Origin of the sequence: Pseudonocardia sp. EV170527-09 (assembly GCF_008369905.1) — a bacterium.
GTDB lineage: Bacteria > Actinomycetota > Actinomycetes > Mycobacteriales > Pseudonocardiaceae > Pseudonocardia.
The window spans coordinates 53,084-72,053 of record NZ_VRMC01000004.1; the positions used below are offsets into that span (position 1 = coordinate 53,084).

Annotated in this window: 15 protein-coding genes; 8 read left to right on the forward strand and 7 right to left on the reverse strand. The window is 71.9% G+C overall.

The genetic code is table 11. From position 1 onward, the window contains the following. Positions 1-60: 60 nt before the first annotated feature. The 7 genes from gyrA to dnaA all read right to left on the reverse strand — a co-directional run bounded on the left by gyrA (position 61) and on the right by dnaA (position 12,147). Entirely contained in the window at positions 61-2,571 is a 2,511-nt protein-coding gene (gyrA, locus tag FVA95_RS02030; RefSeq protein WP_149662685.1) for a DNA gyrase subunit A, read from the reverse strand. Positions 2,572-2,620: 49 nt separating this feature from the next. Further along, positions 2,621-4,687 carry a DNA topoisomerase (ATP-hydrolyzing) subunit B gene (gene gyrB, locus FVA95_RS02035; RefSeq protein WP_149662686.1) on the reverse strand — a complete coding sequence of 689 codons (2,067 nt, stop codon included), beginning with the start codon at positions 4,685-4,687 and terminating at the stop codon, positions 2,621-2,623. 420 nt (positions 4,688-5,107) lie between these two features. Beyond that, positions 5,108-5,824: a DciA family protein gene (locus FVA95_RS02040; protein WP_020628485.1), complete on the reverse strand. Its 717-nt coding sequence runs from the start codon at positions 5,822-5,824 to the stop codon at positions 5,108-5,110. A gap of 57 nt (positions 5,825-5,881) precedes the next feature. Then, positions 5,882-7,069, reverse strand: a complete 1,188-nt coding sequence (recF, locus tag FVA95_RS02045; protein ID WP_149662687.1) for a DNA replication/repair protein RecF — start codon at positions 7,067-7,069, stop codon at positions 5,882-5,884. Between the two features lie 36 nt (positions 7,070-7,105). Then, entirely contained in the window at positions 7,106-8,050 is a 945-nt protein-coding gene (gnd, locus tag FVA95_RS02050) for a phosphogluconate dehydrogenase (NAD(+)-dependent, decarboxylating) (RefSeq protein ID WP_051050530.1), read from the reverse strand. A 145-nt stretch (positions 8,051-8,195) separates the two neighbouring features. Continuing rightward, positions 8,196-9,350 (reverse strand): DNA polymerase III subunit beta, encoded by a 1,155-nt coding sequence (gene dnaN / locus FVA95_RS02055; protein WP_020628488.1) that lies wholly within the window; start codon positions 9,348-9,350, stop codon positions 8,196-8,198. A gap of 1,039 nt (positions 9,351-10,389) precedes the next feature. Then, on the reverse strand, positions 10,390-12,147 hold the full coding sequence (gene dnaA, locus FVA95_RS02060; RefSeq protein ID WP_149662688.1) for a chromosomal replication initiator protein DnaA: 1,758 nt from the start codon (positions 12,145-12,147) through the stop codon (positions 10,390-10,392). Positions 12,148-12,650: 503 nt separating this feature from the next. Between dnaA and rpmH the strand changes: the two genes are divergently transcribed. From rpmH to FVA95_RS02100, 8 genes are all read left to right on the forward strand, one after another. Further along, a complete protein-coding gene (gene rpmH, locus FVA95_RS02065; RefSeq protein ID WP_020622600.1) occupies positions 12,651-12,788 on the forward strand; it encodes a 50S ribosomal protein L34 in 138 nt (45 codons plus the stop codon). Between the two features lie 27 nt (positions 12,789-12,815). Continuing rightward, positions 12,816-13,202, forward strand: a complete 387-nt coding sequence (gene rnpA / locus FVA95_RS02070; RefSeq protein ID WP_149662689.1) for a ribonuclease P protein component — start codon at positions 12,816-12,818, stop codon at positions 13,200-13,202. A gap of 41 nt (positions 13,203-13,243) precedes the next feature. Beyond that, positions 13,244-13,609, forward strand: coding sequence for a membrane protein insertion efficiency factor YidD (yidD, locus tag FVA95_RS02075; RefSeq protein ID WP_020622602.1), 366 nt, complete (start codon positions 13,244-13,246; stop codon positions 13,607-13,609). A 40-nt stretch (positions 13,610-13,649) separates the two neighbouring features. Then, the gene (yidC, locus tag FVA95_RS02080; protein WP_149662690.1) at positions 13,650-14,771 is read left to right on the forward strand and encodes a membrane protein insertase YidC; all 1,122 of its coding nucleotides are present in this window, start codon (positions 13,650-13,652) and stop codon (positions 14,769-14,771) included. A 168-nt stretch (positions 14,772-14,939) separates the two neighbouring features. Beyond that, positions 14,940-15,431, forward strand: coding sequence for a R3H domain-containing nucleic acid-binding protein (locus FVA95_RS02085; protein WP_139319064.1), 492 nt, complete (start codon positions 14,940-14,942; stop codon positions 15,429-15,431). After that, a complete protein-coding gene (gene rsmG, locus FVA95_RS02090; RefSeq protein WP_060713925.1) occupies positions 15,428-16,102 on the forward strand; it encodes a 16S rRNA (guanine(527)-N(7))-methyltransferase RsmG in 675 nt (224 codons plus the stop codon). Before FVA95_RS02085 ends, rsmG begins: the two co-directional genes overlap by 4 nt. Before the next feature lie 70 nt (positions 16,103-16,172). Further along, on the forward strand, positions 16,173-17,066 hold the full coding sequence (locus FVA95_RS02095; protein WP_149662691.1) for a ParA family protein: 894 nt from the start codon (positions 16,173-16,175) through the stop codon (positions 17,064-17,066). Between the two features lies 1 nt (position 17,067). Beyond that, a complete protein-coding gene (locus FVA95_RS02100; RefSeq protein WP_149662692.1) occupies positions 17,068-18,039 on the forward strand; it encodes a ParB/RepB/Spo0J family partition protein in 972 nt (323 codons plus the stop codon). The last annotated feature ends 931 nt before the right edge of the window (positions 18,040-18,970 follow it).

The following is an 18,970-nucleotide window of genomic DNA, read 5'->3' on the forward strand; positions in this document are numbered from 1 at the left end:
CCCGGCCCCACGGCGTGTGCCGGGTGGCCGGCCCTCACGGGCCGGCCACCCGACGTGGCACTACGCCTGCTGGCCCGGGTCCTCCTCGGTCTCCTCCGCGTTGCGGGCGACGGCCAGCAGCGTGGAGGTCTCGCCCAGGTTCATCAGGCGGACTCCCTTCGTCTGCCGGCCGGCCTTCCGCACCTCGCGGGCAGAGGTCCGGATGACCCCGCCGGTGGAGGTGATCGCGTACAGCTCGTCGTCGATGCCGACGATGAGCGCACCGACCAGCGTGCCACGCCGACGGTCGTACTGGAGGGTCAACACTCCCTTCCCGCCACGGCCCTGAACGGGGTAGTCCTCGATCGGGGTGCGCTTCGCGTAGCCACCGGTGGTGGCGACGAGCAGGTAGGTGTCGGGGCGGATCACACCGAGGGCCAGCAGCTTGTCGCCCTCGTTGAACCGCATCCCCAGCACGCCGGAGGTCGCGCGACCCATCGGGCGCAGCGCGTCGTCGGACGCGGTGAACCGGATGGACTGGCCTTCGGCGGACACGAGGAGCAGATCGTCATCACCCGAACAGAGGACGGCGCCGACCAGCTCGTCGTCGTCGCGCAGGTTGATGCCGATGAGGCCGCCGGCGCGGTTGGAGTCGAAGTCGGTCAGGCGCGACTTCTTCACCAGGCCGTTGCGGGTGGCCAGCACCAGGTACGGCCGCGCCGAGTAGTCCTTGATCTGCATGACCTGGGCGATCTCCTCCTCCGGCTGCAGGGCCAGGAGGTTCGCCAGGTGCTGGCCGCGCGCGGTGCGGTTCGCCTCGGGCAGCTCGTAGGCCTTGAGCCGGTAGACCCGCCCGCGGTTGGTGAAGAACAGCATCCAGTCGTGCGTGGAGCAGACGAAGAAGTGGTTGACGATGTCGTCCTGCTTCAGCTGCGCCCCCTGCACGCCCTTCCCGCCGCGCTTCTGGGCGCGGTACAGGTCGGTCTTCGTGCGCTTGGCGTAGCCGGTGCGGGTGATCGTGACGACGACGTCCTCGACCGCGATCAGGTCCTCGTCGGTGACGTCGCCGTCGAAGCCGACGATCCGGGTGCGGCGGTCGTCGCCGTGGGCCTCGACCAGCTCGGCGAGCTCGTCGCGGACGATCTGCCGCTGCCGCTCGGGCCGGGCCAGGATGTCCTGGTAGTCGGCGATCTCGCGCTCGATCTCGGCCAGCTCGTCGACGATCTTCTGGCGCTCCAGCGCGGCGAGCCGTCGCAGCTGCATGTCCAGGATCGCCTGGGCCTGGATGTCGTCGACGTCGAGCAGGTCGATCAGGCCGGCCTTGGCGACGTCGACCGTGGCCGACGCCCGGATCAGCGCGATGACCTCGTCGAGCGCATCGAGCGCCTTGACCAGACCACGCAGGATGTGGGCCCGCTCCTCGGCCTTGCGCAGCCGGTAGCGGGTCCGCCGGACGATGACCTCGATCTGGTGCCGGACGTAGTGCCGGATCATCTGGTCGAGGCGCAGGGTGCGCGGCACGCCGTCGACGATCGACAGCATGTTCACACCGAAGCTGTGCTGCAGCTGGGTGTGCTTGTACAGGTTGTTCAGCACGACCTTGGCCACGGCGTCGCGCTTGAGCGTGACGACGATCCGCATGCCGATGCGGTCGGAGGACTCGTCGACGATCTCGGAGATCCCGGCGATCTTGCCGTCGCGCACCATGGCCGCGATCGACTCGATGAGGTTGTCCGGGTTCACCAGGTAGGGCAGCTCGGTGACCACCAGGGTGGTGCGGCCCTTGGTGTCCTCCTCGACCTCGACGACGGCGCGCATCCGCACCGAGCCGCGCCCGGTCCGGTAGGCCGACTCGATGCCGTCGCGACCGACGATGAGGCCGTGGGTCGGGAAGTCCGGCCCCTTGATCCGCTCCATCGCCGCTTCGAGGAGCTCGTCGTCGGTGGCGTCCGGGTTCTCCAGGCACCAGGCGACGCCGGCGCCGACCTCGCGCAGGTTGTGCGGCGGGATGTTGGTCGCCATGCCGACCGCGATGCCGGAGCTGCCGTTGATGAGCAGGTTCGGCACCCGCGACGGCAGGACGACCGGCTCCTGGGTCTTGCCGTCGTAGTTGTCCAGGAAGTCGACGGTCTCCTCGTCGATGTCCTGGAGCATCGCCATCGCCAGCGGCGAGAGCCGGCACTCGGTGTACCGCATGGCCGCGGCCGGGTCGTTGCCGCGCGAGCCGAAGTTGCCCTGCCCCTGGATCAGCGGGTAGCGCATCGACCAGGGCTGGGCCAGCCGCACGAGGGCGTCGTAGATCGCCGAGTCGCCGTGCGGGTGGTAGTTGCCCATCACGTCCCCGACGACGCGGGCGCACTTGACCGGGGCACGGTCGGGCCGGAAGCCGTTCTCCCCCATCGAGTAGAGGACGCGGCGGTGGACCGGCTTGAGCCCGTCCTCCACCAGCGGCAGCGCCCGCCCGACGATCACGCTCATCGCGTAGTCGATGTACGAGCGCTGCATCTCCTGCTGGATGTCGACCGGTTCGACCCGGCCCCCACCCTCTCCGCCGCCGCCCGTGGGCGCGGCGGGGTCGATCGTGTCCGTCACGAAGTCTCCTCGTGCGTGTTCATACGTTCGTCTGGATCAGGTGTGTGGATCAGACGTCCAGGAAGCGCACGTCCTTGGCGTTGCGGGTGATGAAGGAGCGGCGGGACTCGACGTCCTCACCCATCAGCACCGAGAACAGCTCGTCGGCGGTGGCGGCGTCGTCCAGGCTCACCTGGAGCAGCAGCCGGTTCGTCGGGTCCATGGTGGTCTCCCACAGCTCCTTGGCGTCCATCTCGCCGAGACCCTTGTAGCGCTGCACGCCCTGGTCCTTGGGGAGCTTCTTGCCCGCGGCACGGCCGGCCTCGATCAGGCCGTCCCGCTCGCGGTCGGTGTAGGCGTACTCCGGCTCGGCCCCGCGACCGGCCCACTTGAGCTTGTACAGCGGCGGCTGCGCCAGGAACACGTGCCCGTTCTCGATCAGCGGGCGCATGAAGCGGAACAGCAGCGTGAGCAGCAGCGTGCGGATGTGCTGGCCGTCGACGTCGGCGTCGGCCATCAGCACGAGCTTGTGGTAGCGCAGCTTCGACAGGTCGAAATCGTCGTGGATGCCGGTGCCCATCGCGGTGATGATCGACTGGACCTCGGTGTTCTTGAGGACGCGGTCGATCCGGGCCTTCTCGACGTTGATGATCTTGCCGCGGATCGGCAGGATCGCCTGGTGCATCGAGTCGCGGCCGGCCTTCGCCGAGCCGCCGGCGGAGTCACCCTCCACGATGTAGAGCTCGCAGCTCTCCGGGTCGCGGGAGCGGCAGTCCGACAGCTTGCCGGGCAGGCCGCCGATGTCGCCGGCGCTCTTGCGGCGCACGAGCTCGCGGGCACGACGCGCGGCCAGGCGGGCCTGGGCCGAGGAGACCGCCTTGGTGACGATCGTCTTGGCCTCGGTGGGGTTGCGCTCGAACCAGTCGGCGAGCCACTCGTTCGACACGCGCTGGACGAACGACTTGACCTCGGTGTTGCCGAGCTTGGTCTTGGTCTGGCCCTCGAACTGCGGCTCGGAGACCTTGACCGAGACGATCGCGGCGAGGCCCTCGCGGATGTCGTCGCCGGACAGCGCCGGGTCCTTCTCCTTGATGAGCTTCTTGTCGCGCGCGTACTTGTTGACCGTGGCGGTCAGCGCGTGGCGGAAGCCCTCCTCGTGGGTGCCGCCCTCGTGCGTGTTGATCGTGTTCGCGAAGGTGTAGACCGACTCGGAGTAGCCCGAGTTCCACTGCATCGCGACCTCGACCTGGTGGCCGGGGCCCTCGCCGGTGTAGCTGACGATCTTGCGGTGGATCGGGTCCTTGGACTTGTTCAGGTGCGCGACGAAGTCCTCCAGCCCGTTCGGGTAGTGGAAGACGTACTCCTTGGGCTTGGCGACGTAGCCCTCGGCGTCGGGCTCGGAGTCCGTGTCGATCTCCGTGACCGGTGCCTCGACCGGGTTCCCGTCCTCGTCGACCGCGTCCGACGACGGCACGCCCGCCGGCTTCTCCGGCCTGCGCTCGTCGCGCAGGACCATGGTGAGGCCCTTGTTCAGGAACGTCTGCTCCTGCAGCCGGCGACGGATCGTCTCCAGCGTGTAGGTGGTCGTCTCGAAGATCTTCGGGTCGGCCCAGTAGGTGATCGTGGTGCCGGTGTCGGACTTCTTCGTGGCGCCGGCCTCGACGAGCTCGCCGGGCACGGCGTACTCGTAGTGCTGGCGCCAGATCTTGCCGTCGCGGCGGACCTCGACGTCGAGCGCGGTGGACAGGGCGTTCACGACCGAGACGCCGACGCCGTGCAGACCACCGGACACGGCGTAGGACTTGTCGTCGAACTTGCCGCCCGCGTGCAGGCTGGTGAGGACGACCTCGAGGGTCGGCTTCTTCTCCACCGGGTGCATCTCGACGGGGATGCCACGACCGTCGTCCTCGACGCGGATGCCGCCGTCGGCCTGCAGGGTCACGACGACCTTCGTGGCGTGACCGGCCATCGCCTCGTCGACCGAGTTGTCCACCACCTCCCAGATCAGGTGGTGCAGGCCCCGCTCACCGGTCGAGCCGATGTACATGCCGGGCCGCTTGCGGACCGCCTCCAGGCCCTTGAGGACCGTGATGGACGACGCGCCGTAGGCGTTGTTCGCTGCCTTGTCGGAAGCCACGGGTAGCTGCTTCTCCTCGCCACGTGAACCGCCCGCGCGACGCGCGCACCACCGGTGCGACGACGACGGAGCGGTTCCACCGACCGGGCGCTCTGGTCATGTCATTGGGGAGCCACCCGGGAAACACCTGTCGATCCTACCCGGCGGAACGCCCGGGAAGGCGGATAGGATCCACCCAGAAGCGCCACAGACGGGCGAACGGCGTCCGGTGCGGGGTCGAACGTGCCCCTGCGGGGCCGAACGGACCGGCGGCCGTGTCATCTCGCGCTCACCGCCGACGAGAGCGGCGCGTGCACTCCGGTGCAGCACCCCACCCGATCCGGGCCCCGTACGCGTCCCTGGCGTCATGACGCGTCCGCAACGTGAGCGACCGGGCTCGCACCACCCGGTCGGCGGTCCGTGTGCGGATGGTGCGGGAGATCAGCCGTAGGTGTCGCGGGGGCCGCGACCGCGGACGTGCCGCGGACCGTGCCGCCAGCTCGGGCCGCTCGGCCCGACCACCCGGATCCGGCGCACGACGTCCGGCCCGACCGCGGCCGCGAGCCGGGTCAGCAGCTGACGCTGCAGTGTCCGCAGCTGGGTGGCCCACGCGGTCGACTCGGCCTGCAGGGTCAGCTCGCCGTCGCGCAGCGAGACCGGTGTGCAGTGGTCGGCGACGTCCGGTCCGACCAGCTGCGGCCACCGGCCGAGCACGGTGGCGTCGGTCAGCCGGTTCGACCAGCCGCGGTCCACCGACACCCGCGACACCAGGCGTCCGAACGGCTGCGGGTCCCGGTCGTCGGGCCCCGCCCCCGACCAGCGACGGCGACGCCCCCGCCCGGAGACCACGCGCAGCTTGGGCCGGTCGGCCTGGGCCCGCTCCTCGGCCTTGCGGGCCGACGCCTCACGGGCCGCGCGCAACGCCTCGCGGGCGAGGTCGGCACCGCGCAGGTTCGCGCGGTCGCCGGCGAGCAGGTCCCCCTGCTCCCCCGGGACCCCCGCGCCCGGGACGTCCGCGCCCGTGACCGCGTCGTGACCCGGTCCGGTGTCGCGTCCGTCCCCAGGGGCGGTGCCATCGGTGCCCGTTCCCCGACGCCCTGTCCTCCGGTTTCCGGTTCCGGAACGGCGTCCGTCCCCCGGTTCGCCTGAGTTATCCACAGTATCCACAGCCTTGTCCCCAGAATGCCGTGACACGTTCGAGACCTGTCGGGGCGATCATGCTGGCACCTCGCCGTCGCGGCTCACCCTCCGGTCGCCGACGGCGAACCGGGCCCCGTCGAGCTCCGCGGGCACGTCCTCGGCCACCGCGGCGGTCACCAGTACCTGCTCCGCGTCGGCCACGAGGCCGGCCAGCGCGCGGCGGCGGGCCGAGTCCAGCTCGGCGAAGACGTCGTCCAGCACGAGGACCGGCTCGACGTCGTCGGCGTGCAGCAGGCGGTAGGACGCCAGCCGCAGCGCCAGCGCGAACGCCCAGGACTCGCCGTGGCTGGCGTAGCCCTTCGCCGGTCCCTCGCCCAGTGCGAGGTCCAGCTCGTCGCGGTGCGGGCCGACCAGGCAGACCCCGCGTTCGATCTCCTGGGACCGCACCTCGGCCAGCCGGTCGAGCAGCAGCGTCTCCAGTTCCCCGGTCGAGGACGGCAGCTCCGCCACCCCCGCCGTCCCGAGGCTGGACCGGTAGTCCAGGCCGATCGGGTCCGACGACGGCGCGATCGCCGCGAACGCCTCGCGGGCGTAGGGCGCCAGCGCGACGACGAGCTCGCGCCGCCCGGCGAGCAGTGCCGCGCCGGTACGGGCGAGGTGCCCGTCCCAGACCTCCAGCGTCGCCAGGTCGTCGGGCAGGTCCGGGTCCGCGGCGACCGGCGACCGGGACCGGCCGCGGGCCCCGCGCAGTGCGGGCTTCGCGGACTTCAGCAGGGCCGAGCGCTGGCGCAGGACCTTGTCGTAGTCGGCACGGACGCCGGCGTAGCGCGGGAACCGCGCGACGAGCAGCTCGTCGAGGAAGCGCCTGCGCTCCGACGGGTCGCCCCGCACGAGCGCCAGGTCCTCCGGTGCGAACAGCACGCTGCGCAGGATCCCCAGGACCTCGCGCGGCCGCGAGACCGGAGAGCGGTTGACCCGCGCCCGGTTCTGCTTCCCGTTGTTGATCTCCAGCTCGACGCCGAGCTTCCGGCCGTGGTGTTGTACCTCGCCGCGGACGACGGCCTGCTCGGCCCCGCGCCGGATCAGCGGCGCGTCGGAGGACACCCGGTGCGAGCCGAGGGTGGCGAGGTAGCCGATCCCCTCGACCAGGTTGGTCTTGCCGACGCCGTTGGCCCCGACCAGCACGGTCACACCGGGGTCGAGCTCCAGCTCGGCCTCCGGCCAGGACCGGAAGTCGGTGACCGAGAACCGCCTGAGGTACACCGCCTGGTCACCCTTCCCGTCCGGCTCGGCGCCGGGTCACTGCTGCGTCGAACCGCCGCCGGACGACGGTCCCGCCTTGTCACCCGGGGACCCGGCGGGCCCGGACTTCTTCACCGCGTGCCCGCCGAACTGCTGGCGCAGCGCGGCGACGGCCTTCATCGCCGGCGACTCGGCCTGCCGGGAGGAGAACCGGGCGAACAGGGCCGCGGAGATGACCGGCAGCGGCACCGCGTGCGCGATGGCCTCCTCGATCGTCCAACGACCCTCCCCGGAGTCGTCCACGTACCCCTCGAGCTGCTCGAGGCGCGGGTCGTCCTTGAGCGCGTCGACCAGCAGGTCGAGCAGCCAGGAGCGGACGACCGTGCCGCGCGACCAGGCCTGGATCACCCCGGGTACGTCGGTGATCAGCTCGCTGGCCTCCATGAGCTCGAAGCCCTCGGCGTAGGCCTGCATCAGGCCGTACTCGATCCCGTTGTGGACCATCTTCGCGAAGTGGCCCGCGCCGACCGGACCGGCGTGCGCGAAGCCCTCCTCACGCACGCCCTCCGGACGCAGCGCGTCGAAGATCGGCATGGCACGCGCGATGTGCTCCGGCTCGCCACCGGCCATCAGGCCGTAGCCGTTGTCCTTGCCCCAGATCCCGCCGGAGACGCCGCAGTCGATGTAGCCGATGCCGTGCGCGTCGAGCAGGGCGGCGTTGGGCTGGTCGTCGGTGTAGCGGGAGTTGCCGCCGTCGATGACCAGGTCACCGGCCTCGAGGGTCGTCGCCAGGGTGGCGACGGTGTTCCGGGTCGGCTCGCCGGAGGGAACCATGACCCACACGACGCGCGGTGCGGCCAGCGCACCCGCGAGTTCGGCGAGCGAGGCCACGTCGCTGACCTCCGGGCGGGGGTCGTAGCCGACCACCTCGTGCCCGGCGGCCCGCAGCCGCTCCCGCATGTTGCCGCCCATGCGGCCGAGTCCGATCATGCCGATCTGCACGGCAGAGGCCCCCTTCACGTCCGTGCCGCCGGCATGCCCCACAGGGCACCGGTGGCCCTCGTCGATCACACCGGGGAGGAGTCTTCCCCCTCGCCGGGACGTCCGCCCGGCGGGGGTCGCCCCCGGCGGGCCGACCCGGTCGGGGTCAGCCCGGCAGCCGCACCGGCATCAGCAGGTGCAGGTAGCCCGACTTCTCCGGCGACGGCGCCTCGCCCGCGTCGTCGGTGGCGGGCTTGGGCACCGGGCGGACCAGTGCGGGCCGGTTCGGTGTGGTGAACGTCAGCTGCGCGCGGTCGGTGTGCAGCGCGCCGAGCGCGTCGAGCAGGTAGCCCGGGTTGAACGCGATCGTCAGCGGACTGCCGTCGAGCGCGCAGGGCAGCTCCTCCTCGGCGGACCCGACGTCGTCGCCGCCGGCGGCCAGCCGCAGTCCGTCCTCGCCGAACTCCATCCGGATCTGGGCGACCCGGTCCGCGACGAGCGAGACACGCTTGATCGCCTCGACCAGCAGCGCGACGTCGAGCTCGACGGCGGTGGTGTGCTCGGCCGGGATCAGCTGGCGGAAGCGCGGGAACTCGGCGTCGAGCAGCCGGCTGGTGGAGCGACGGCCGCCTCCGGTGAGGCCGAGCATCCCGTCCCCGGCCGACAGCGCGATCTCCACGGTGCCGGACCCGGCGAGGGTCTTGGCGACCTCGGCGAGGGTCTTGGCCGGGATCAGCACCGCGGTCGAGATCGAGGCGTCCTCCGGGGACCACTCGAGCTCGCGGACGGCGAGCCGGAACCGGTCGGTGGCCGCGAGCGTCAGCTGCGAGCCCTCGATCTCGAGTCGGATGCCGGTCAGCATCGGCAGCGTGTCGTCCCGGCCGGACGCGACGGCGACCTGGGCGACGGCGGCGGCCAGCGCGTCGGCGGCGACCGACCCGGCACGCTGCGGCATGTCGGGCAGCTGCGGGTAGTCCTCGACCGGCATCGTCGGGAGGCTGAACCGGGAGTTGCCGCAGTTGATCGTGGCGCGGGAGCCATCGACGGTCAGGTCGACCGGCTTGGACGGCAGCGCGCGGGTGATGTCGGCCAGCAGCCGGCCGGAGACGAGCGTGCGGCCCGGCTCCCCGACCGTCGCGTCGAGCTCGACGCGGGCCGAGGTCTCGTAGTCGAAGCCGGAGACGGTCAGCTTCTCGCCGGACTCGCCATCGGACTGGATGAGGACCCCGCCGAGCACGGGCACCGGCGGACGAGCCGGGAGGCTGCGCGCCACCCAGGCAGCCGCATCCGCGAGGACGTCGCGTTCGACCCGGAACTTCATCTGGAGACCTTCCCCGGTAGCGCCCGACTCGGACCACGGCGCGGGGCCGGGTCGTCGACGGGACGGCGGTGCTGCGGCGGACCGGTTCGTCCTCCGGTCCGGCCGGCCCCGTGGCCCGGAGGGGCTGCGGAGCGGAATGGCCGGGACGGGATCGGAAGCCGGGGTTCGCCGGGACGCTCACGGTAGAGCCTCGCCCCGACAGTTTCCACGCCACCCCGGTGCCCATCGGGTGTCCCCGTCCGTGTCCCCGTCCGGGGGTCGGTCCACACAGGTGTTCTTGGGAAGAAGAAATAGAGAGAGAACAACCGCAGTAGTACTAAGTCCTGTGCACAGTGTGGATGGAGCGCATCCGTGCTGGTCAGCAGGCCACGTCGGCTGGGGACGCGGGGGTGGGGGCACCCGTTGACAGGTCCGTGGAGCGGTGGACCGACGGCGTCGACGTCCATCCGTCCCCGGTTCATCCCGGGTTCACCACAGAGTTGTCCACGGATCCCGGGCCATCCGTCCACGGGCCGGAGACGATCCATCCACAGAGTTGTCCCCAGATGTGGGTGAAAACGTGGTGGATCGTGGACCCAGGGTGACCGGGGGCACAGACAGTTCAGCACTCCCGCGTTGCGCGAAGAACCCACAGACGTCTCACCCGTCACAGTGTTGTCGACGGAGCGTGACCGGCGGGTGGGCGCAAGCGATCACCGGGGCGAGTGACGAAGCGCCGAGTGCCCACTACCGGACGACGAACGGGAGGAGTGGGACCGACACGCGCGTGGCGCCACGCCGGACCCGATCGGTATCGCGTCGAACGGGCCGGGCGTCCCGGACGTCGGCGGCGGCGGGGGTGCCGATCGCCCCGGGAGGGCGCCGAACGCGCCCCCACGGCGATCTGGGGGGCTGTGGCCCCTGTGGGTTGCACGGGATCGGTCCCGGTGCGCGCGGTGACCGCCGCGAACGCGTCCTGCCAGGTCACGGCGGAGCCCGTCGGGCTGTGGAGAAGCGGTGCGACCGGTGGACAACCCGCCTCGGCGGGCCCCGGCGGAGGTCAGTGCCGAGCGCGCAGCTTGATCCGCGCGGTCAGCTCCTGCACCTGCTCGAAGGTCTTCCGCCGGAGCGAGATCTCGTTGCGGATCTTCTTGTCGGCGTGCATGACGGTGGTGTGGTCCCGTCCGCCGAAGGTCTGCCCGATGCGCGGCAGCGACAGGTCGGTCAGCTCGCGGCACAGGTACATGGCGATCTGACGGGCCTGGGCGAGCGCCTTCGTCTTGCCCGGCCCGGACAGCTCGTCCAGCGTGAGGCCGAAGAACTCGGCGGTGACCGCCATGATCGTCGGGGCGGTGATCTCCGAGGCCGCGGAGTCCGGGATGAGGTCGCGCAGCACGATCTCGGCGAGCTGGGTGTCGACGGCCTGCCGGTTCAGCGACGCGAACGCCGTGACCCGGATCAGCGCGCCCTCGAGCTCGCGGATGTTGCGCTCGATCCGCTCCGCGATGAACTCCAGGACCTCACCGGGGACGGCGAGCCGGTCCTGCGCTGCCTTCTTCCGCAGGATCGCGATCCGCGTCTCCAGCTCGGGCGGCTGGATGTCGGTGATCAGTCCCCACTCGAACCGGGTCCGCATCCGGTCCTCGAGGGTCTCGAGGCGCTTGGGCGGCCGGTCGGAGGAGACGACGATCTGCTTGTTCGCGTTGTGGAGGGTGTTGAAGGTGTGGAAGAACTCCTCCTGCGTCCCCTCCTTGCCCTCCAGGAACTGGATGTCGTCGACCAGCAGCACGTCGACGTCGCGGTAGCGGCGCTGGAAGGCGACCTTGCGGTCGTCGCGCAGGGAGTTGATGAAGTCGTTCGTGAACTCCTCGGTACTGACGTACCGGACCCGCATCCCGGGGAACAGCCGTTGGGCGTAGTGCCCGACGGCGTGCAGCAGATGGGTCTTGCCCAGCCCGGACTCGCCCCAGATGAACAGCGGGTTGTAGGCGCGCGCCGGTGCCTCGGCCACCGCGACCGCGGCGGCGTGGCTGAACCGGTTCGACGCACCGATGACGAAGGTGTCGAAGGTGTAGCGCTCGTTGAGCCGGGTCTGCGACCGCGGCGCGACCGGGTCGCCCGCCTGCGGCGCGGTGTAGGCAGGCCACGAGGTCTGCCCGTCGCGTGAGCCCGGCTCGGGGCGACCGCCGGGCTGCGGCGCCCATCCCCCGGACGACGACGGCGGCTGCTCGGCCGACCAGCCGCGGTCGGTGCCGGAGGGGCCGGCGTCGTCGCGGCGGGACCCGCCGGCGAAGCCGTTGCCGTACCCGCCGTCGACGGCGGGCTGCGGCCCGGTGTCCGAGCCCGTGCCGTCGACGTGCTCGTGCGCGACGTGCTCGTGTACGGGACCGGCGCCGTGGTCCCCGGTGGTCACCGCGGCCGGGGCGTCGCCCGCGCGGTCGCCGGTGCCGGTGTCACGGACGCTGTCCCCGGCGGTGACGCCGCGGTGCATGCCGAACCCGGGCGGGTCGGGGACCTCGGTGCCGCCGGACGCCGCGGAGGCGTCGACGACGACCGCGAGGTTGACCGCCACGCCGAGGTGGCGGCCGAGGGCGTCGCTGATCGGTCTGCGCAGGATCCGCTCGATGGCGTCCTTCGCGAACTCGCTCGGTGCGGCGAGCAACGCCGTGCCGTCGAGCAGGCCGAGGGGGCGGGTCAGGCGCAGGAACGCGCGTTGCTGCGGGGAGAGGGTGGGCGTACCGGACTCGGCCGACGCGCCGGAGAGATCGGCGATGACCCGGTTCCAGACCGCGCCGAGGTCGCCCGGCTGGTCGGTCATCCGCGTTTCCCCCTCCCGATCGGCCGCCGTCGGCGGTCTGCTCCCCCCGGAGCACTGGCGGTGAGCCGTCCGGACGCGCGGACTCGACCTCTGAGGCGATGTATCCCCAGAGTTGTCCACACTTGTGCGTAAAGGTACGCAGCAGGCCTCGGCCGGCGCGCATCGGGGCGTCGGTCGTCGGCCGTGTGGAGGTCTCGGTCGGGGTGCGCGAGGTCGTTGGTCCCGCGCCGGTCCCGGGCGGGGTCGGCGACGCTAGCAGCAGCCGTCGCGGCGGCCGGCCGGCGGGGTCGCGGCGCCCGGTGGGGGTGGTGTGGCCCCTTCGAAACGCGCTGCGTACCCTTGACGACCGGACACCTGGTCGGATGGGCGTGTCACGCCCGTCGAACGCGACGTCCCGCATTCCTGCGGTGTGTCGTGTGGCCGGTGGCCCGCGAACCCGAGCCAGTGACCGTAGACATCTCGGCGTCGCAGGACGCCTGCGAACCGCCGACCAGGAGCCGACCGTGAGCAAGCGTACTTTCCAGCCGAACAACCGCCGCCGGGCCAAGACGCACGGCTTCCGGCTGCGCATGCGCACCCGCGCCGGCCGCGCGATCCTCGCCGCGCGCCGTCGCAAGGGGCGCGGCAACCTCTCGGCCTGACGGCCGGCGCCCCCACCGGCCCGCGCCGTGCTGCCGGCACACGCCCGGTTCACCCGCCGGCCCGAGTTCGCCTCGACGATCAGGCGCGGACGACGCGCCGGCCGGTCGAGGCTGGTGGTGCACCTCGACCTGACCCGCCCCGGCGGCGTGCCCGAGCACGCCTCGCCGAGGGCGGGTTTCGTCGTGAGCAAGGCCGTCGGCAACGCCGTGGTCCGGCACCGGGTCGCCCGGCGCCTGCGGCACCTGGTCGCGGACCGGCTGGAGGCGCTGCCCGCAGGCGCCGCGCTCGTCGTCCGTGCGTTGCCGCCCGCCGGTGACGCCTCGTCCGCCGAGCTGGCGGCCGACCTCGACTCCGCACTGCGGGCGGCGCAGCGACCGCGCCGTCCGCGCCCGGCCGCGGACGACGCGCGATGAGTACGGCACACGACGCGGCTCCGACGGGTGAGGAGGCTCCGATGGACGACGGAGGGCTCCCCGGCGCCCGTCCCGGCGTCGGCGCGCGGGCCGCGATGGCCGCGGTGCGCTGGTACCAGGTGTGGATCTCCCCCAACCTGATGCCGAGCTGCCGGTTCCACCCGAGCTGCAGCGCCTACTCGGTCGAGGCGTTCCGCGAGCACGGCTTCGTGCGCGGTCTCGGCCTCACCGTGTGGCGGTTGCTGAGGTGTGCCCCGTGGCACCCTGGCGGGTGGGACCCGGTCCCGCCGCGCCGGCGGCGCAGCGACGGGGTCCCGCGCAGCGGCACCGAACCCGATCCCGGGCCGGAGCAGACGTCCACCGACCCGCCCCGGACCGAAGGCCTCTCACGCGGTACGGACCGCTGACCCGCGGGCCCCGCCCGAGACCACGAGGAGCAACGCAGCAGTGCTGGACTTCATCTACTACCCCGTCAGCTGGATCATGTGGGTCTGGCACAAGGTCTTCGGCTTCGTCCTCGGTGACGACAACGGGTTCGCCTGGGCGCTGTCGGTCGTCTTCCTCGTCTTCACGCTGCGCGTGCTGCTCTACAAGCCGTTCGTGGTCCAGGTCCGCTCCATGCGCAAGATGCAGGAGATGGCCCCGGAGATGCAGAAGCTCCGGAAGAAGTACGCGAACGACCGCCAGAAGCTCGCCACGGAGATGCAGAAGCTCCAGCAGCAGAACGGCGCCAACCCGTTGATGGGCTGCCTGCCCATCCTGGTGCAGATCCCGGTCTTCATCGGTCTGTTCCACGTGCTGCGCGAGTTCAAGCCGGGCAAGACCGAGAACTACGTCTTCAACGCGGCGGAGAACGCCTCGTTCGTCGACTCCAGCCTGTTCGGCGCGAAGCTGGGCTCGGCCGTGTGGCCGCTGCAGAACACCGCGTCGGTCGCCGAGCTGGGCGGCAACCTCGTCTCGCAGTGGATCGTGATGATCCCGCTGATGATCGCGGCCGGCATCTTCACCCACATCACCGCGCGCCACTCGGTCGCCCGCCAGCAGGCGCAGATCGCCGCCGGCACCGTCGCGGCGAACCCGCAGGCCGAGATCATGCAGAAGCTGATGCTCTACGTGTTCCCGATCGGTGTCGTCGTCGGTGCGCCGTTCCTGCCGCTCGCGGTCCTCTTCTACTGGGTCGCCAACAACCTGTGGACCCTCGGCCAGCAGTACGTCGTCTACCGCAAGATCGACGCCGAGGAGTCGGACAAGGCCGAGAAGGCCACCGAGTCCGCGAAGGCCCGCGCCCCGCGCCCCGGCCAGAAGCCGATCCGCGGCGCCCGTCGTGGCACCGCGGAGGAGGTCCGCGAGATCGCCGACGAGCCGATCGACCCCGCCGAGGAGAAGGCCGCCGAGGCGGCGTCGCAGGCCCGCGCCACCGGATCCGACGGTGCCTCCGCGGACACCGGCACCACCTCCGACGGGCAGCGCAACGGCGCGGGCCGCAACGGGAACGGCCAGAAAAAGCCCGGGGCCAAGCCGGTGCAGAAGCGCCCGGGGGCCAAGGCCCGGCGCGGCAAGCGTCGCTGACGACCCCACCGCACGACCCACACCGCACGACCCCACAGACCCCGGCGCGCCCCGCCGGCCCCGGCGGACCCCACCGCCGCGCGGGCCCGGACGCGACGGACCGCGAACCGTTGACGAGAGGAGTAGCGCGTGCCCACCACCGCCAAGGAGCCCGCCGAGGGTCCGGACGTGCAGGACAAGCCGTCCGGCGAGAGCCTGCTGATCCAGGAGGGCGACGTCGCAGGTGACTACCTGGAGCGCCTGCTGGACATCCTGGACTACGACGGCGACATCGACCTCGACGTCGAGGGCGGCCGCGCCATCGTCAGCATCGAGGGCGCCGAGGACGACCCCGACCTGCAGAAGCTCGTCGGTGACAAGGGCTCGGTGCTGGAGAGCCTGCAGGAGCTGGCCCGCCTCGCCGTCCAGCAGCAGCTGGGCAGCCGCAGCCGGCTGATGCTCGACATCGCGGGCTGGCGACGGCACCGCCGCGACGAGCTGACAGCGCTCGGGCTGGAGACCGCCCAGGAGGTCAAGGCCAGCGGCGAGTCCGCGCGGCTGCGGCCGATGACGCCGTTCGAGCGCAAGGTCGTGCACGACGCCGTCGCCACCGTGAAGGGTGTCGTCTCCGAGAGCGAGGGCGAGGAGCCGCGGCGCCAGGTCGTGGTCCACAAGAAGTGACCACCTCCCCCATCCCGACCCCGGAGGTCGCGGAGAAGGTCTTCGGCGACCGGACCGGGCTGGCCGTCCGCTACGTCGAGCACCTCGCGACCTCCGGGATCGAGCGCGGGCTGATCGGCCCGCGCGAGCGGGACCGGTTGTGGGACCGGCACGTGCTGAACTGCGCGGTCCTCGGTGAGGTCGTGCCCGCCGACGCCCGGGTCGCCGACGTCGGCTCCGGGGCCGGGCTCCCCGGGATCCCGCTCGCCCTGGCCCGGCCGGACCTGCGGATCGTGCTGATCGAGCCGCTCGCCCGACGGGTGGAGTGGCTCGACGAGGTGCTGACCGATCTCGGCCTGGACATCGCCGTCGAACGGGGGCGTGCCGAGGAGCGGCCCGTTCTGCGACGATGGGAGGGGGCCGACGTCGTCACCGCCCGGGCCGTCGGACCGCTGGCCCGGCTCGCGGGCATCTGCCTGCCCCTGCTGCGGCAGGGGGGTGCGATGCTGGTGCTGAAGGGGGCCTCCGCCCCGGACGAGATCGCCCGCGACGCCGCGGCGGTCCGTGCGCTCGGAGGGGGTGAGCCCCGGATCCACGAGACCGGAGCCGGTGTGGTCGATCCGCTGACCACGGTGGTCGAGATCCCGCGGACCGGCGCGCCCCGCCGCATCCCGAGGAAGGAACGGCGATGATGGGTGCCGGAGCGCCGTTTCACGTGAAACACCGACCGGGTACGAACCGTCCAGGAAGCGAGGGTCGCGCATGAGTGCCGGATGGACCCCCATCGCGGACGAGGCCGAGCGGGCCGCACGCGTCCTGCACCCCGACCGGCACGGCATGCCCCGCCCGGCCGCGCGCCGCATCATGAGCGTCGCGAACCAGAAGGGCGGGGTCGGGAAGACGACGAGCACGGTCAACCTGGCCGCGGGGCTGGCCCTGCACGGCATCCGGGTGCTGGTGATCGATCTCGACCCGCAGGGCAACGCGTCCACCGCGCTCGGCGTCGAGCACCGCACCGGCACGCCGTCGGTGTACGAGGTGATGCTCGGCGAGATCCCGCTCGAGGAGGCCGTCGCGGTCAGCACCGCGTCGCCGAACCTGCTCTGCCTGCCCGCCACGATCGATCTGGCCGGCGCCGAGATCGAGCTCGTCAGCATGGTCGCCCGGGAGTCCCGGCTGGCCCAGGCGCTCAACGACGAGACACTGTCCCGGCTCGACGTCGACTACGTGCTCATCGACTGCCCGCCGTCGCTGGGGCTGCTGACGGTCAACGCGCTGGTCGCGGCGTCCGAGGTGCTCATCCCGATCCAGTGCGAGTACTACGCGCTGGAGGGGCTCGGACAGCTGCTGTCCAACATCGACCTCGTCCGCTCGCACCTGAACACCTCGCTGCACGTGTCGACCATCCTGCTGACCATGTACGACGGCCGCACCAAGCTCGCCGACCAGGTGACCTCCGAGGTCCGCCAGCACTTCGGCCCGACGGCCCTGCGGACGGTCATCCCGCGCAGCGTGAAGGTCTCCGAGGCCCCCGGCTACAGCCAGACCGTGCTGGCCTACGACCCCGGCTCGCGCGGCGCGATGAGCTACATCGACGCGGCCCGTGAGATCGCCGAGCACGGGGCGAGCGGCGCCTACCGCCCGGACGGTCGCTGAGATGGCCGAGCGCAAGGGTGGGCTGGGCCGCGGCCTCGCCGCGCTCATCCCCACCGGCCCGTCGGAGGCCGGTGACCGGCCCGGGGGCAACGGACCCGGTGCGCCCCCGCACCGCCCGGGCCCGGCCGTCCGACGCGACGACCACGATCCCGAGACGCCGGTCGTCGACGGCGGGGCGGAGTACCGCGAGATCCCGCTGCGGCGGATCGTCCCCAACCCCAAGCAGCCGCGGACCCAGTTCGACGAGGACCAGCTCGCCGAGCTGGAGCACTCGATCCGTGAGTTCGGGCTGCTGCAGCCGATCGTCGTCCGGCGGGCCGGTGTCGACTACGAGCTGATCATGGGTGAGCGCCGGTGGCGCGCCGCCCAGCGTGCCGGGCTGGAGACCTTGCCCGCGATCGTCCGGCACACCGCCGACGACGTGATGCTCCGCGACGCGCTCCTGGAGAACATCCACCGCGTCCAGCTCAACCCTCTCGAGGAGGCGGCCGCCTACGAGCAGCTGCTCGCCGAGTTCGGCGTGACGCACTCCGAGCTCGCCGACCGGCTCGGTCGCAGCCGGCCCGTCGTCACCAACATGATCCGGCTGCTGAAGCTGCCGGTGTCGGTGCAGCGCCGGGTCGCCGCCGGGGTGCTGTCGGCCGGGCACGCGCGCGCTCTGCTCGGCCTCGAGGACGCCGGGCAGCAGGAGGACCTCGCCACCCGGATCGTCGCCGAGGGCATGTCGGTCCGCGCGACCGAGGAGGCCGTCGTGCTCGCGCGGCAGGAGGGGCCCCCGCGGGAGCGCCGGGCCCGCCGTCGCGGCGAGCAGCGTCCGGAGTTCGTCGAGCGTGCCGACCGGCTGGCCGACATGTTCGACACCCGGGTGAAGGTCGAGATGGGTCAGCGCAAGGGCCGCATCGTCGTCGAGTTCGGGTCGGTCGAGGACCTGGACCGGATCACCGGGCTGATGGGCATCAGCGACCGCGACTGACCGGCACACCAGTCCCCTGCCCGACGGCCGTCGTCCTCGTGGACGGCGGCCGTCGGCGTTTCCGGGTTCCTGGTCGGACGCGAGGTGGTGCTCCGTGGAGCGGATCTGAGGGCGCCCTGAGGCGGCTTCTGGGGTGTCCTTCGGACATCCTGCTCATGGGGAGGCCGAGATGCGCTTCAGGAGACGTAGGGGGCCACTGAGGCGCGGATCATGTCCGATTCATCCGCTGTCCGGCCGTCTCGCTGTCGGCTGGGGACGGAACGGTCGCCATACGACTCGCTCTGTCGTACGTACGTCTACATCCGGTCATGTCGACGGTGGCTGCAGGCGGCTCGGTGCGTCACGGGGCGGCGATGACGGGGTCGGGTGGTGCCGGGACGGGATGGTGGTCGGGGCGGCCCCTGCCGTGAGCCCATGGCGCGAGCGGGGCGGCTCCCGGTGGCGCCGTTGAGCGTCGGTTCGAGGCATGACCCGGACCGCGCGTGGACCGATACGGTCGTTTCACGTGGAGCGTTGGTTTCACGTGGAACATCGACGGGGCATGGCCGCGTGTCGGTCTGCGGTGGGCCAGCGGCCGGGCCCTGCCCGGCGACGCACGGGCTCTCGCTCCTACCTGGAGTCGCGCTGGCGAGTCCGTCGCCGCTGCCGGGCTGATACGCCGTACGTACTCGGCGTCCGAGTGTTCTCTCGTTCGATTCCTACGGTGGCGTGACTGCGGTCCCCTGGTTCGCATGCCGTCTGGGGAGGCGTGGCCCGGAGTCGCTGCGGTCGGGCCTCGTGCGAGTCGTCGGCAGTTCGGTGCTCGGGACGGAGCTCCACGCCACGGGTCCGTCGTCGACTCCGGGCTGTGCGGTGGGCGCAGGCACGGCACCGATGCGTGGCCCTGCGGTTCGGTGTGGCTGTGTCTCGGAGCAGGCGTCTGCTGGGGCGT